Raw genomic sequence first — 14,649 nt, forward strand, 5'->3', positions numbered from 1 at the left:
GTCCGGTGCGGCACCATAAGGAGGTGACCTCTCCCCACCTCTCCTCCCGTGCTTCCTCCCGGCCCGCCCGTCTCGTCGCCACCGACCTCGACGGCACCCTCCTGCGCGACGACAAGTCCGTCTCCGAGCGGACCGTGGCCGCCCTCGCCGCGGCCGAGCGGGCGGGGATCGAGGTCTTCTTCGTCACCGGCCGCCCGGCCCGCTGGATGGACGTGGTCAGCGCCCACGTCCACGGCCACGGCCTCGCCATCTGCGCCAACGGCGCGGCCGTCGTGGACCTGCACGCGGGCGGCGCCTTCCAGCAGGTGCGCCCGCTGCCCCGGCCCGCCGCCCTCGACGTCGTACGCGCCCTGCGGGCCGCCGCCCCCGGCACCAGCTTCGCCGTCGAGATGACCACCGGGATCCACTACGAGCCGCTGTACCCGCCGTTCTTCCTCGACCCCGGCGCCACCGTCGCCACCGCCGAGAAACTGCTCTACGAGGAGGCGCCCGACGCCGCCGCACCCGTCCTCAAGCTGCTCGCCCAGCACCCCGAGCTCGACCCCGACGTGTTCCTGGCGACGGCCCGGGAGGCCGCCGGCCACCTGGCCTCCTTCACGCGCTCCAGCCCCACCGCGCTCATCGAGATCAGCGCCCTCGGCGTCTCCAAGGCGTCGACGCTCGCCCTCTGCTGCGAGCAGCGCGGCATCGCTCCGGACGAGGTGGTGGCCTTCGGCGACATGCCGAACGACATCGAGATGCTGAGCTGGGCCGGCCGCTCGTACGCGATGGGCAACGCCCACCCCGACGTCGTCTCCGCCGCCTCCGGCCGGACCGTCGGCAACAACGACGACGGCGTCGCCGTCGTCATCGAACAGCTCGTCGCCGAAGCGGTCGCGGCACGGCGCGCGGGCGACGCACTCTAGAGCGGCGCCTCCCACACCACCGTCGTGCCGCCGCCGTCCTCGGCGAGGCCCGGTCCGCACCAGCTCGCGCCGCCGAGGGACTCGGCGCGGCGGGCGAGGTTGCGCAGTCCGCTGCGACGGCCGCCCTCGGGCAGGCCGACGCCGTCGTCCGCGACCGTGAGCCGTACCCCGGGCGACCCGTCCGGCAGCGTCACGGTCGCGTCGACGACGACCTCGATGCGGCCGGCCGAGGCGTGCCGGAAGGCGTTCGAGAGCGCCTCGCGGAGCGCGGCGATGAGGTTCTTGCCCGTCAGCTCGCCGACGGTGGCGTCGACCGCGCCGAGGAAGCGGTGCGCGGGCTTGAAGCCCAGCGGCACGGCCGCCATGTTGATCTCCCGCAGCACGCGCGTGCGCAGCCCGGACGGCGCCTCCGCCGGTCCCTGCTGGAGGGCGAAGATCGCCGTGCGGATCTCCTGGATGGTCACGTCCAGCTCGTCCACGGCCTTGCCGACGCCCTCCTGGACGGCCGGCACCACCGCCTTCCGCTGGGCGCTCTCCAGCATCATCCCGGTGGCGAAGAGCCGCTGGATGACGAGGTCGTGCAGGTCACGGGCGATCCGGTCGCGGTCCTCGAAGACCGCGAGCCGCTCCCGGTCGCGCTGCGCCTCGGCCATCATCAGCGCGAGCGCGGCCTGCGAGGCGAACTGGGTGGCGAGGGTCCGCTCCGCCTCGGAGAAGGGCCGGGCGCCCCTGGCCCGGGGCATCGCGAGCGCGCCGAGCACCCGGCCGCCGCTCTGCAGCGGCAGCAGCATGCTCGGCCCGTACAGGGAGGTCAGCCGGCTGATCATGCGCGGATCGGTGGAGGCGTCCTGGACGAAGACCGCCTCGCCCTCCAGGAGGAGCTCCACGACCTGGCTCTCCGGCGGGATCACCATGCCCAGGGACTTGGTGGCGCGGGCCGACGAGACGGCGACGATCTCCAGGCCGCCCTCCTCGGCGGGCAGCAGCACGATCCCGGCGTCCGCGTCCGCGAGCCGCCGGGCCTGTTCGGCGACGACGGCGAGGGCGTCGTCGGCGTCCCCGCCGGAGAGCAGGGCGGTGGTGACGGCGACGGAACCGTCGATCCACCGCTCGCGCTGGCGGGCGGCCTCGTAGAGCCGGGCGTTGCCGATGGCGATGCCCGCCTCGGTGGCGAGCACCCGGACCATGTGCTCGTCGTAGTCGTTGAACTCCTCGCCGTCCCGCTTCTCCGCGAGGTAGAGGTTGCCGAAGATCTCGCCCTGGACGCGGATGGGCACGCCGAGGAAGGTCCGCATGACCGGGTGGCCGGGCGGGAAGCCGGCCGAGCGCGGATCGGCGGAGAGATCGGCGAGCCGGATCGTCCGGGGCTCGCGGATGAGCGCGCCGAGCAGCCCGGCGTGCCCGTCCGGCCGGTGTCCGATGCGCCGGGCCACGTCCTCGCCGACGCCGTACGTGACGAAGTCGGAGAGACCCTTGCCCTCCTCGTCGACGACCCCGATGGCCGCGTAGCGGGAGCCGGCCAGCTCGGCCGCGGTCTCGCAGATCCGGTCGAGGGTGGTGTGGAGTTCGAGCCCGGTGCCCACCGACCGCATCGCTTCGAGCAGCTGCGGCACGCGGGCGGTCAGCTCCGTGGAGAGCCCCTGGAGGCTGCGGGTGGCCTCGGTGGCGGCGACCAGGGGGTCCGGGGAGTCGGGCGTGGCGGCGGTCATGGCCCTGAGCCTAGTTAGTCCTATTTGGAGAGAAAAGTCGGACGGCCGGACGGGGTCGGCGTGGCACCGGCGAGGAGCAGATCGGTCGCCCGCTCCTGCTCCAGCATCCGCCGCAGCGGCCCGTCCTCGGCGGCGAGCTCGGCGTACGGTCCGCGCTGCACGGTCCGGCCGCCGTCCAGGACCACCACCTCGTCGACCGCGTCGAGCCCGTGCAGCCGGTGGGTGATGAGGACGGTGGTACGGCCCTCGGTGGCGCGGAGCAGGTCGTCGGTGAGCGCGTCGGCGGTGGCCAGGTCCAGGTGCTCGGCCGGCTCGTCGAGGACGAGGACCGGGAAGTCGGCGAGGAGGGCACGGGCCAGCGCGAGCCGCTGCCGCTGCCCGCCGGAGAGCTTCGAACCGTGCTCGCCCACCAGGGTGTCGAGCCCGTCGGGCAGTCCGTCGACCCAGTCCAGCAGCCGGGCCCGGCGCAGCGCCTCCCGCAGCTCCCCGTCGCTCGCACCCGTCCGGGCGAGCCGCAGGTTCTCCCGCAGCGAGCTGTCGAAGAGGTGCGCGTCCTGCGCGCACAGGCCGACGAAGCGGCGCACGTCGTCGCCGTCCAGCTCCCAGGCGGGCACCCCGCCGATCCGGTACGTCCCCGTCTCCATGTCCAGGAAGCGCAGCAGCACCTGGGCGAGCGTGGTCTTGCCGGAGCCGGAGGCGCCGACGACGGCGACCCGGCGCCCGGCGTCGAGGGTGAGCGCGAACCCGTCGAGCGCGGGCCGCTCCTGCCCGGCGTACCGGGCCGAGAGCCCCGCGAGCTCCAGCGGGAACGGCCCGGCCGGGGGAGCGGCGGGCACCGCCGGCTCGTGTACGGGGACGGGCGCGTCGAGCACCTCGAAGACCCGCTCGGCGCTGTGCCGGACCCGCCGGCGGTACTGCACGGCGAGCGGCAGCCCGGTCACGGCCTCGAAGGCGGCGAGCGGGGTGAGGACGACGACCGCGAGCGCGACGCCGTCGAGCCTGCCGTCCCGGACGGCCTGCACGCCGACCCAGGCCGCGGCGACCACCGTCAGACCGCACACCAGGGCCGAGAGCCCGGCGCCGAGCGCGGCCGCGGCGGACTGCCGGGAGGCGATGCCGGTGAGGGTCCGGTCGGCGGCCCTCGCCCGGTCGAGCCGGTCCCGCAGCGCGCCCGCCACGGTCAGCTCGGCGCAGCCGCGCAGCGGATCGGCGACGGCCGTCGCGAGCGCCCCGCGCGCCGGGGCGAGCCGCTGCTCGGCCCGGCGGGCCAGCGCGGCGCCCAGCGGCGGCACGAGCACACCCGCCACGAGCAGGCCCACCGCGAGCACGGCGCCGGCCTCGGGCAGCAGCCAGGCGGTGAAGCCGACCGCGCCGAGCCCGACGACGAGCGCGGCACCGGCCGGGAGCAGCCAGCGCAGCCAGTAGTCCTGGAGGGCGTCGACGTCGTGGACGAGCCGGGCGAGCAGGTCGCCGCGCCGGGTGCGGCCCAGTCCTGCCGGGGCGATCCGCTCCAGGCGGGAGTAGACGGAGACCCGCAGTTCGGCGAGCATCCGCAGCACGGCGTCGTGCGAGACCAGCCGCTCGGCGTACCGGAAGACGGCCCGCCCGATGCCGAAGGCGCGGGTGGCGGTCACGGCGACCATGAGGTGCAGCACGGGAGGCTGCTCCGAGGCCCGCGAGATGAGCCATCCGGACACGGCCATGAGCCCCACGGCCGACCCGAGCGCGAGGCTCCCGAGCAGCAGCGCGAGCCCCATCCGCCCCTTGAGCTCCCCGGCCATGGACCGGACGCGGGCGAGCACGCCTCGCTCCGGCACGGACACCGGCCCGGCCGCCTCCGCGGCGGGCACGGCCTCGGGGGCGACGACGGGGGCCGCCGCCGCGGGCCCGTCCGCGCTCTCCGCGCCTCCGGCGCCCTCATCCTCCGGGACGGCCACCGCCCCGACCGTCACCACCCGGTCCGCCACGGCGAGCAGCGCCGGCCGGTGCACGACGAGCAGCACCGTCCGCCCGGCGGCGAGCCGCCTCACCGCGTCGACGATCCCCGCTTCCGTCTCCCCGTCGAGCGCCGCCGTCGGCTCGTCGAGGAGCAGCAGCGGCCGGTCCGCGAGGAAGGCCCGCGCCAGCGCGAGCCGCTGGCGCTGCCCCGCCGAGAGCCCGGCGCCGTCCTCGCCGAGGACGGTCCCGGCCCCCTCGGGCAGGGCGTCCACGAAGGCGTCCGCCCCGGCGTCCCGGAGCGCCGCCCGCACCTGCTCGTCATCGGCCCCCGGCCGGGCGAGCCGCACGTTCTCGGCGACCGTCCCGGCGAAGAGGTACGGCCGCTGGGGCACCCACGCGATCCGCTCGCGCCAGGCCTCCGGGTCCAGCTCCGCCAGGTCCACGCCCCCGACCCGTACGCTGCCCTCCTCCGGCTCGGTGAAGCCGAGGACGACGTCGAGCAGGGTCGACTTCCCGGCGCCGCTGGGCCCGACGAGCGCCACCGTCTCCCCCGGCTCGACGGTGAGGCTCGCCGCGTCCAAGGAGGGCGCCGCGCGCCCCGGGTGGCGGACCGTCACCCGGTCGAGCTCCAGCCGCGTCCCGGCCGGCACCGCCCGCGTACCGCCGCCGCGCACCGGGGTCTCCAGGACCTCGAAGATCTCCTCGGCGGCCGCCAGCCCCTCCGCCGCCGCGTGGAACTGGGCGCCGACCTGGCGCAGCGGCAGATACGCCTCGGGGGCGAGGACCAGGATGACGAGCCCGGTGTAGAGGTCGAGGGTGCCGTGGACGAGCCGCATGCCGATGGTGACGGCGACCAGCGCCACCGACAGCGTGGAGAGCAGCTCCAGGGCGAAGGAGGAGAGGAAGGCGATCCGCAGGGTGCGCATGGTCGCCCGCCGGTAGTCGGCGGTGATGGCGCGGATCGACGCGGCCTGGGCCTTGGCGCGGCCGAAGACCTTGAGGGTGGGCAGTCCGGCGACGACGTCGAGGAAGTGGCCGGAGAGCCGGGAGAGCAGCTTCCACTGCCGGTCCATCCGGGCCTGGGTGTACCAGCCGATCAGGATCATGAAGACCGGGATGAGCGGCAGGGTGACGACGATGATGGCGGCCGAGACCCAGTCCTCGGTGACGATCCGCGCGAGGACCGCGACCGGGACGACGACGGCGAGGCCGAGCTGGGGCAGGTAGCGGGCGAAGTAGTCGTCGAGCGCGTCCACACCCCGGGTGGCGAGCGCGATGAGCGAGCCGGTGCGCTGCCCGCCGAGCCAGCCGGGCCCGAGGGCGGTGGCCCGCTCCAGGAGCCGGCCGCGGAGTTCGGACTTGACCGCCGCGCCGGCCCGGTGGGCCGCGAGCTCGGTCAGCCAGGAGACCAGCGCCCGGGCCACCGCGACCCCGGCGAGCAGCAGCAGGGGAGTGGACAGCGCGGAAGCCGAGAGGCCCTGCTGGAAGGCGCCCACCACGATCTCGGCGATGAGCATCGCCTGGGCGACGACCAGCCCCGCCCCGACCAGGCCGAGCACCACGACCGCGACGAGGAAGACACGGGTCGCCCGGGCGTACCGGAGGAGACGCGGGTCGATCGGTTTCACGTGAAACATGCCCCTCTGCATGAGCGCCCGGGCCCTCCCGGACCCGGGCGACGACGGCACTGGCAGGCGCCGGCGGCTGCCCTAGTGGGCGTCGGCGATGTGCTGGGTGCCGATCCGCTTGCGGAAGACCCAGTAGGTCCAGCCCTGGTAGAGCAGGACCAGCGGCGTGGCGATGGCCGCGCACCAGGTCATGATCTTGAGCGTGTACGGGCTCGACGACGCGTTCGTGACCGTCAGGCTCCACGCGGGGTCGAGCGAGGACGGCATGACGTTCGGGAAGAGCGCCAGGAACAGCATCGCGACCGCGGCGGCGATCGTCACGCCCGAGAGCGCGAACGACCAGCCCTCGCGCCCCGCCTTGATGGCGCCGATCGCGCCGACCAGCGAGACCGCCGCGACGAGCATCGCCGCGAGGCTCCAGGCGTCACCCGAGTCGGCCTGGGTCCAGATCAGGAAGGCGAGTGCGAGCACCGCCGTGACAAGGCCCAGCTTCAGGGCGAGCGCCCGGGCCCTGACCCGGATGTCGCCGACCGTCTTCAGGGCCACGAAGACCGTGCCGTGGAAGGTGAAGAGGGTGAGCGTCACCAGTCCGCCGAGGAGCGCGTACGGGTTGAGCAGGTCCCAGAAGGTGCCGACGTACTCCATGTTCCCGTCGATCTTCACGCCGCGGACGATGTTGCCGAAGGCGACGCCCCACAGGATCGCGGGGATCAGCGAGGTCCAGAAGATCGCCTGCTCCCAGTTGCGCTGCCAGTTCTCCTCGGGCCGCTTGGCCCGGTACTCGAAGGCGACACCGCGGACGATGAGGCAGACCAGGATGATCAGCAGCGGCAGGTAGAAGCCGGAGAAGAGGGTCGCGTACCACTCGGGGAAGGCGGCGAAGGTCGCGCCGCCGGCGGTCAGCAGCCACACCTCGTTGCCGTCCCAGACGGGTCCGATGGTGTTGATCAGGACCCGCTTCTCGGGCCGGTTACGGGCGAGCAGCTTGGTGAGGATGCCGACCCCGAAGTCGAAACCCTCCAGGAAGAAGTAGCCGGTCCAGAGGACGGCGATGAGTACGAACCAGACGTCGTGGAGTTCCATGCCTCGATCTCCTGAGCCTCAGTACGAGAAGGCCATGGGCCGGTCGGGGTCACGGGTGTCCCCGCCGATCTTGGTGGGCGGGTTGAGGTCGTCCTCGGTGAGCTCGGGCGGGCCGGCCTTCACGTACTTCACGAGGAGCTTGACCTCGATGACGGCGAGGATCGCGTAGAGCGTGGTGAAGACGATCATCGAGGTGAGCACCTCGCCCTGGGAGACCCCGGGGGAGACGGCGGCGCTGGTCCGCATCACGCCGTAGACCACCCAGGGCTGACGGCCCATCTCGGTGAAGATCCAGCCCCAGGAGTTGGCGATCAGCGGGAAGAGCATGGTCCAGAGGGCCACGATCCAGTACCACCTGCCGAGCTTCGGGCTCAGCGCCTTGTTCTTGAAGAGGACGAGGTTCGGCACCTCGTCCTCACCGGTCCTCAGTCCGGGGGCGATCAGGAACTTCTTGCGGGTCAGCCAGAGGCCGAGGACGCCGATGGCGAGCGAGGCCATGCCGAAGCCGATCATCCACCGGAAGCCCCAGTAGGCGACGGGGATGTTGGGCCGGTAGTCGCCGGGCCCGTACTTCTCCTGCTCGGCCTTGTTGACGTCGTTGATGCCGGGGACGTACGAGTGGAAGTCGCCGTTGGCGAGGTAGGACAGTATCCCGGGGATCTCGATGGCGACCTCGTTGTGGCCCTTGTCCACGTCGCCGATCGCGAAGATCGAGAAGGGCGCGGGCGCCTCGCCGTCCCACAGCGCCTCGGCGGCGGCCATCTTCATCGGCTGCTGCTTGAACATCACCTTGCCGAGCATGTCCCCGCTGATCGCGGTGCCCAGGCCGGCGATGATCAGCGTGATCAGGCCGAGCCGCAGCGAGGTCCGCATCACCGGGACGTGCCGCTTGCGCATCAGGTGGAAGGCGGAGATGCCGACCATGAAGGCGCCGCCGACGAGGAAGGCGGCCGTCATGGTGTGGAAGAACTGGGTGAGGGCGGTGTTCTGGGTGAGCACCGCCCAGAAGTCGGTCAGCTCGGCGCGGGCGCCCTGGCCCCGGTCCTCGTTGATGCGGTAGCCGACCGGGTGCTGCATCCAGGAGTTGGCGGCCAGGATGAAGTACGCGGAGAGGATCGTGCCGATCGACACCATCCAGATGCAGGCGAGGTGGATCTTCTTCGGCAGCTTGTCCCAGCCGAAGATCCACAGGCCGATGAACGTGGACTCGAAGAAGAAGGCGATGAGCGCCTCGAAGGCCAGCGGGGCGCCGAAGATGTCACCGACGAAGCGGGAGTAGTCCGACCAGTTCATGCCGAACTGGAACTCCTGCACGATGCCGGTGACGACACCCATCGCGATGTTGATGAGGAAGAGCTTCCCCCAGAACTTGGTGGCCCGGAGGTACTTCTCCTTCCCGCTCCGCACCCAGGCGGTCTGGAGCCCCGCGGTGAGCGCGGCGAGTGAGATCGTCAGCGGAACGAAGAGAAAGTGGTAGACGGTGGTGATGCCGAACTGCCAGCGCGCCAAGGTCTCCGGCGCCAGAGCGAGGTCCACGTCGTCTTCTCCTTACATCGCCGTGGTCACATCGGCAGTTTGCCCCTTTGATCCCCCCTGTTACGGGACGAACGGGACACGCTTGTGAACGCGTTCACATTCACAAGCATTATGACTCATACGAAATCCGTACTGGAGAGTGGGGGGCTGTACCGAAGGTCACACCTTCCCAAGGCCTTCAACATATTGTTGAATTCGGCCCATGACCCTTCGGATACGCCTCAGTTGGCCGGCCGGTCACACCACGGCCACCCTCGACGAGACCCCCACGAGCACGGCGCTCCTGGGGGCACTGCCGATCGTCTCCACCGCCCGCACCTGGGGCGAGGAGGTCTACTTCGACACTCCGGTCTCGGTGCCGCGCGAGGAGGGGGCGCGCCAGGTCGTCGACCCCGGCACGGTGGCCTTCTGGACCGACGGCGATGCCCTCGCCCTCCCCTACGGGCCGACCCCGATCTCACGGGGCGAGGAGTGCCGGCTGGCGAGCCCGTGCAATCTGCTGGGCTCGCTCGACGAGGACCCGCGGATCCTGGCCACCGTCCGCGACGGCGACCCGATCCGCGTGGAACTCGCCTGAGCGGCACGCCCCCGGGCCGTCAGGCTCCCGGAGGCACCGCCCGAGCCGTCAGGCTCCCTGACGGAAGCCCTCCGTCACCTTGAGGAACAGGTCGTTCGCCTCGGTCTCGCCGATCGTGACGCGCACGCCCTCCCCCGCGAACGGCCGCACCACCACACCGTGCCGCTCGCACTCCGCCGCGAACTCCATGGTCCGCTCGCCGAGCCGCAGCCAGACGAAGTTCGCCTGGGCGTCCGGCACCGTCCAGCCCTGGGCCACGAGCCCCGCGCGGACCCGCTCGCGCTCCGCCACCAGCGAACCGACCCGGCCGAGCAGTTCGTCCTCGGCGCGCAGCGAGGCCACCGCCGCGTCCTGCGCCAGCTGGCTCACGCCGAACGGCACCGCCGTCTTGCGCAGCGCCGCCGCCACCGGCTCGTGGGCGATCGCGAAGCCGACCCGCAGCCCCGCCAGGCCGTACGCCTTGGAGAAGGTGCGCAGCACCGCCACGTTCGGCCGGTCGCGGTAGAGCTCGACGCCGTCCGGGATGTCGGCGTCACGGACGAACTCCTTGTACGCCTCGTCGATCACGACCAGGACGTCGGAGGGCACCCGGTCCAGGAAGCGCTCCAGCTCCGCTCGGCGCACCGCGGTGCCCGTGGGGTTGTTGGGGTTGCAGACGAAGATCAGCCGGGTGCGGTCGGTGATCGCCTCGGCCATCGCGTCGAGGTCGTGCGTCTCGTCCTCGGTCAGCGGCACCCGCACCGAGGTGGCGCCGCTGATCTGGGTGATGATCGGGTAGGCCTCGAAGGAGCGCCAGGCGTAGATCACCTCGTCGCCGGGGCCCGAGGTCGCCTGGAGCAGCGACTGGGCGACGCCGACCGAGCCGGTGCCGGTGGCGATGTGGGAGACCGGGACGCCGAAGCGGTCGGCCAGCTCCGCGGACAGCGCGGTGCAGGCCATGTCCGGGTACCGGTTGAAGCTCGCGGCGGCGGCCAGCGCGCTCTCCATCACACCCGGCAGCGGCGGGTAGGGGTTCTCGTTGGAGGACAGCTTGAAGGCGACCGGGCCGCCCGCCGCGGCCGGCTTGCCCGGCTTGTAGGTGGGGATGCCGTCCAGCTCGGCGCGGAGCTTAGGGGTGGACGCGCTCGTCCCGCTGGTCTCGCTCACAGTGTGGCCTCCTCGACCGTCCGTACCGCCAATGCTTCTCACTTTATGAGGATTCCGGCCCGCTGCGAATGGGCTGTGGACAACAGCCCTGCAACGCTGTGGAAAACCCGGTCCGCCGGTCCGCCCCGAGCAAGGGGGCGCGCGGACGGGTGGCGCGCGCCGGTGGCGAGCGCCGTGGCGCGCGTCCCCCGTAGAGGTGAGTTGAGACCTCTTCGAGACCTCGCCCCCACACCAGGCCCATCCCTCCGGACGACATCAAGTCGCATGGAGAACCCCTCAACTACCTTGGATTCTCACCTATTTGGGCCTGCTCGACCATGCAGAAACGTGCCTGTCAATGCCTGCATATGCGACCGTCCCGCCCACCCCACATCGCCCTACTATCGGCTCGCCATGACAGCAGCAGGGAAGCACCAGGTGAGCCGGGCACAGACCCGGGGAAGCCGGCAGGGCCGGGCAGGCATCCGGGACGTGGCCGCCGCCGCCGGGGTCTCCATCACGACTGTCTCCGACGCGCTCAACGGCAAGGGCCGACTCCCGGACGCCACCCGCAGGCACGTCCGCGAGGTCGCCGACCGGCTGGGCTACCGGCCCTCCGCGGCGGCCCGCACGCTCCGCACCGGCAAGTCGGGACTCATCGGCCTGACCGTGACGACATACGGGGATGAACCTTTCACCTTCACGGAGTTCGCCTACTTCGCGGAGATGGCCAGGGCCGCCACGTCGGCCGCGCTCGCCCGCGGCTACGCCCTCGTCATCCTCCCCGCGACATCACGCCATGACGTCTGGTCGAACGTCGCCCTCGACGGCACCGTCGTCATCGACCCCTCCGACCACGACCCGGTCGTCACCGAGCTCGTCCGCCAGGGCCTCCCCGTCGTCTCCGACGGACGCCCCGCCGGCACGCTCCCGGTGACCGCCTGGGTCGACAACGACCACGAGGCCGCCGTCCTCGCCCTCCTCGACCACCTCGCCGAGGCCGGCGCACGCCGCATCGGCCTCCTCACCGGCACCACCACCGACACCTACACCCGCCTCTCCACCACCGCGTACCTCAACTGGTGCGAGCGGGTCGGACAGGACCCCGTCTACGAGGCCTACCCGGCGCACGACCCGTGCGCGGGCGCCGTCGCGGCCGACCGGCTGCTCGCCCGCCCCGACCGTCCCGACGCCGTCTACGGCCTCTTCGACCCCAACGGCACCGACCTCCTCGCCGCCGCCCGCCGCTACGGGCTGCGCGTCCCGGACGACCTGCTGATCGTGTGCTGCAGCGAGTCCACCGTCTACGCCACCACCGAACCGCCCATCACGACGCTCTCGCTCAAACCGCGGCGCATCGGCACCGCCGTCGTCCAGCTCCTCATCGACGCCATCGAAGGGATCGAGGGCGACGGTCCGCTCGAGCAGGTGATACCGACCGAGCTGATCGTCCGCACCTCCTCGCAGCGCCGGTCGCCGCGGACGACGGTGAGCCCGCCGCGCTCACCCGCGAAGGACTGACGGGCCGCAGGCCCGGACGACCGACGTCACCCTCCGGACTCCGGCCGCGCCGAAAGAGCGGCCGGACGAACGACCCGAGCACGACCGCACCACCCGCGCACCACCGCACGACCGCACCACCCGAGTACGGCCGAGCACCACCCGAGCACCACCCCCAGGGGCGAGCGCAGCACGAGGCGAGCGCGCCCCGGCACGATCCAGCACGACCCCGAGAACGAGCGCCGTCCCGTCCCTGCCCGTGGGCGGAGACGGCGAAACCGGGCCCCCCACCGGACCCGACCCTGGACTGGACCTTCTCAATTCGGGCGAAACAACCGGTGAACCCGGAGCGAACCCGGATTCACCACCCCTGGTGCGTCACACAGGCGGACCCTCATTCCTATGATGGGCGCACGACACCGCGGACCCCCCGACCAGGCCGGTCCGCGATGTGCAGGGCATCGCGACGGTGGTGGAGGGGTCGATGACTCAGGGGGCCGGGCAGGATCCCGTGGAACGCACGGCGACATTGCGTGACTTCCGCGTACCTCCGTACGCCCGGGTGCCCGTGCAGGGCCACGCGGGCGAGCCGCCCGCCCCGCCCGCCGACCCCACGCTCCACCTGGGCACCCGCCCGGCCGCGTACCCCGAGCCGGTCGCGTTCCCGGAGCCTCCGGCAGGGCCCGGGGCACCCGCGTACCCCGAGGCCGCCGCGCGCCCCGAACCCGCCGCGTACCCCGAGGCCCCCGTACGCCCCGAGCCGGGCGCGTACCCCGAGCCTCCGGTCCCGGCCGCCGCGCACGCCGGTGCCGCCCACCCCCTGGCCGCGGCCCCGGCCGCCGCCCCCGTCGCCGCCTCCGCCCACCCCGGTGGCGGCGGCTTCCCCGACGACTTCCCGGACGGGTACACGCCCACCGAGCGCGACCTCCCGGTCATCCAGCGCGGCGACACCGTCCAGGTCCCCGTCGCCCCGGCCGCCGCTCCCGCGCCCGCGCCCACCGGCGACGGCCCCGGGCCGCTGTACGTCGTCGGCGACGTCCACGGCTACCTCGACGAGCTCCTCGCCGCCCTCCGCGCCCAGGGCCTCGTGGACGAGAACGGCGGCTGGGCCGCGGGCAACGCCCGGCTCTGGTTCCTCGGCGACTTCACCGACCGCGGACCCGACGGCATCGGCGTCATCGACCTCGTCATGCGGCTCTCCGCCGAGGCCGCCGCCGCCGGCGGCTACTGCAAGGCGCTCATGGGCAACCACGAGCTGCTCCTCATCGGCGCCAAGCGCTTCGGCGACACGCCCGTCAACTCCGGGGCCGGCACCGCCACCTTCCAGGCCGCCTGGCTGCTCAACGGCGGCCAGAAGCACGACATGGACCGCCTCCAGGACGTCCACCTCCAGTGGATGTCCCGGCTCGACGCCGTCGTCCGCGAGGACGACCACCTCCTGCTGCACTCGGACACCACCGCGTACCTCGAATACGGCCAGACGATCGAGGACGTCAACGACACGGTCCACGAGGTCCTCACGCGCAACGACGCCGACGAGGTCTGGGACCTCTTCCGGAAGTTCACCAAGCGCTTCGCCTTCCGCGACGAGGACGGCCCGCAGGCCGTCCAGGAGCTGCTCGGCACCTACGGCGGCTCCCGGATCGTGCACGGCCACAGCCCGATCCCGTACCTCCTCGGCCAGGTCGGTACGGAGGACGGCGAGGAGGAGTCCCGCCCGGTCGTCGACGGACCGCACGTCTACGCCGACGGTCTCGCCATCGCCATGGACGGCGGCGTCACCATGGCCGGAAAGCTGCTGGTCGTCCAACTCCCGCTGGGGGACTGACCCCTCACCCTGCGCATCCGGAGCGGGCGAATTCCGGAAACCCCCTGTCAGCGCGCACGCTCACGGCCCTACCATCGGTCTCCCCAGTTAGGCAGGCTCTCCTCCGCTTCCGCCCGGACCGCCGTTCCGCACGGCCGGTCCCGGCCCATCAGCATCGGGGGATGCACATGAACGTGGCTCCGCACCTGCTGACCGAGGACCGCGCCGAGTACGAGCGGGTCCTCGACGACGCACTGCGCACCGCTCCGCAGCGGCCGGAACTCGCCGGAGCGGGAACCCGGCTGACCACCGGTCAGCTGCGCGCGATGGCCCTGAACGCGACAGCGCTGATCACCGCGGCGGCGGCGGGCGAGTACGAGCACTTCACCAAGGTCCGCGAAGCGGACCGCGCCGCCTCCAACCGCCCCCGGACCCCCGCCCCCGACGAGTCCCCGGGCGCCGTCGCGGTCCTCACCGTCCTCGTCCCGGTCCTCGCCGGCACCGCAGCCGCGATCTTCCTCCTGGTCGGCGCCGTGGTCCGCTGGCTCGCCCCGGACGCCGCCCTCGGCACCACGCTGCTCACCGCCGGCCTGGTCTTCGGCGCCCTCGCCGCCGCCGGACTGCTCTGCGCGGGCGCCGGACTCCTCCTGACCGCCCTCCGCAACAGCCCCGCCGAGACCGGCGCCCCCGACGACGAACTCGCCCGGGCCCGCGCCGCCTGGCGCCACGCCCTCCTGGAGCGCGGCGTCGTCCCCTTCCTCCAGGCCGCCCTCACGGCCACGGCCACCGACCCCGACCGGGGCCCGGGGCCGCCTCCGTGACGCACCCCGGCCCGCGATCC

General features: G+C 72.9%; 10 protein-coding genes. 5 read left to right on the forward strand and 5 right to left on the reverse strand.

All coding sequences use genetic code 11. From position 1 onward, the window contains the following. Nucleotides 1-23: 23 nt before the first annotated feature. Nucleotides 24-905 carry an HAD hydrolase family protein gene (locus AB0E19_RS17600; RefSeq protein ID WP_362180260.1) on the forward strand — a complete coding sequence of 294 codons (882 nt, stop codon included), beginning with the start codon at nt 24-26 and terminating at the stop codon, nt 903-905. On the opposite strand, the gene AB0E19_RS17605 is transcribed toward AB0E19_RS17600, so the two are convergent. From AB0E19_RS17605 to AB0E19_RS17620, 4 genes are all read right to left on the reverse strand, one after another. Beyond that, complete coding sequence (locus AB0E19_RS17605; protein ID WP_362180263.1) at nt 902-2,614, reverse strand: GAF domain-containing protein; 1,713 nt, start codon at nt 2,612-2,614, stop codon at nt 902-904. The two genes, AB0E19_RS17600 and AB0E19_RS17605, sit on opposite strands and share 4 nt — an antisense overlap. Before the next feature lie 20 nt (nt 2,615-2,634). Beyond that, on the reverse strand, nt 2,635-6,180 hold the full coding sequence (cydD, locus tag AB0E19_RS17610; protein ID WP_362180266.1) for a thiol reductant ABC exporter subunit CydD: 3,546 nt from the start codon (nt 6,178-6,180) through the stop codon (nt 2,635-2,637). An 81-nt stretch (nt 6,181-6,261) separates the two neighbouring features. Next, on the reverse strand, nt 6,262-7,263 hold the full coding sequence (cydB, locus tag AB0E19_RS17615; protein ID WP_362180269.1) for a cytochrome d ubiquinol oxidase subunit II: 1,002 nt from the start codon (nt 7,261-7,263) through the stop codon (nt 6,262-6,264). An 18-nt stretch (nt 7,264-7,281) separates the two neighbouring features. Further along, nucleotides 7,282-8,799, reverse strand: a complete 1,518-nt coding sequence (locus tag AB0E19_RS17620) for a cytochrome ubiquinol oxidase subunit I (RefSeq protein ID WP_362180272.1) — start codon at nt 8,797-8,799, stop codon at nt 7,282-7,284. A gap of 202 nt (nt 8,800-9,001) precedes the next feature. On the opposite strand from AB0E19_RS17620, the gene AB0E19_RS17625 reads away from it, so the two are divergent. Further along, on the forward strand, nt 9,002-9,376 hold the full coding sequence (locus AB0E19_RS17625) for a cyclophilin-like fold protein (RefSeq protein ID WP_169094032.1): 375 nt from the start codon (nt 9,002-9,004) through the stop codon (nt 9,374-9,376). A gap of 48 nt (nt 9,377-9,424) precedes the next feature. Here AB0E19_RS17625 and hisC read toward each other — a convergent pair whose 3' ends face one another. Beyond that, entirely contained in the window at nt 9,425-10,522 is a 1,098-nt protein-coding gene (gene hisC, locus AB0E19_RS17630) for a histidinol-phosphate transaminase (protein WP_362180276.1), read from the reverse strand. A gap of 393 nt (nt 10,523-10,915) precedes the next feature. Here hisC and AB0E19_RS17635 point away from each other — a divergent pair, with 393 nt between their 5' ends. From AB0E19_RS17635 to AB0E19_RS17645, 3 genes are all read left to right on the forward strand, one after another. Next, the gene (locus tag AB0E19_RS17635; RefSeq protein WP_362180279.1) at nt 10,916-12,022 is read left to right on the forward strand and encodes a LacI family DNA-binding transcriptional regulator; all 1,107 of its coding nucleotides are present in this window, start codon (nt 10,916-10,918) and stop codon (nt 12,020-12,022) included. Between the two features lie 448 nt (nt 12,023-12,470). Continuing rightward, the gene (locus tag AB0E19_RS17640; RefSeq protein WP_362180687.1) at nt 12,471-13,829 is read left to right on the forward strand and encodes a metallophosphoesterase; all 1,359 of its coding nucleotides are present in this window, start codon (nt 12,471-12,473) and stop codon (nt 13,827-13,829) included. A 161-nt stretch (nt 13,830-13,990) separates the two neighbouring features. Continuing rightward, nucleotides 13,991-14,629, forward strand: a complete 639-nt coding sequence (locus AB0E19_RS17645; RefSeq protein ID WP_362180282.1) for a hypothetical protein — start codon at nt 13,991-13,993, stop codon at nt 14,627-14,629. The last annotated feature ends 20 nt before the right edge of the window (nt 14,630-14,649 follow it).

Origin of the sequence: Streptomyces sp. NPDC047974 (genome assembly GCF_040653375.1) — a bacterium.
In the GTDB taxonomy this organism is placed as follows: Bacteria; Actinomycetota; Actinomycetes; order Streptomycetales; family Streptomycetaceae; genus Streptomyces.

What these genes read in the sequence shown, in the direction of transcription:
- AB0E19_RS17605 (WP_362180263.1), bottom strand. Translation starts at nt 2,614, where the DNA reads ATGACCGCCGCCACGCCCGACTCCCCGGACCCCCTGGTCGCCGCCACC.
- cydB (WP_362180269.1), bottom strand. Translation starts at nt 7,263, where the DNA reads ATGGAACTCCACGACGTCTGGTTCGTACTCATCGCCGTCCTCTGGACC.
- AB0E19_RS17625 (WP_169094032.1), top strand. Translation starts at nt 9,002, where the DNA reads ATGACCCTTCGGATACGCCTCAGTTGGCCGGCCGGTCACACCACGGCC.
- AB0E19_RS17635 (WP_362180279.1), top strand. Translation starts at nt 10,916, where the DNA reads ATGACAGCAGCAGGGAAGCACCAGGTGAGCCGGGCACAGACCCGGGGA.
- AB0E19_RS17645 (WP_362180282.1), top strand. Translation starts at nt 13,991, where the DNA reads ATGCACATGAACGTGGCTCCGCACCTGCTGACCGAGGACCGCGCCGAG.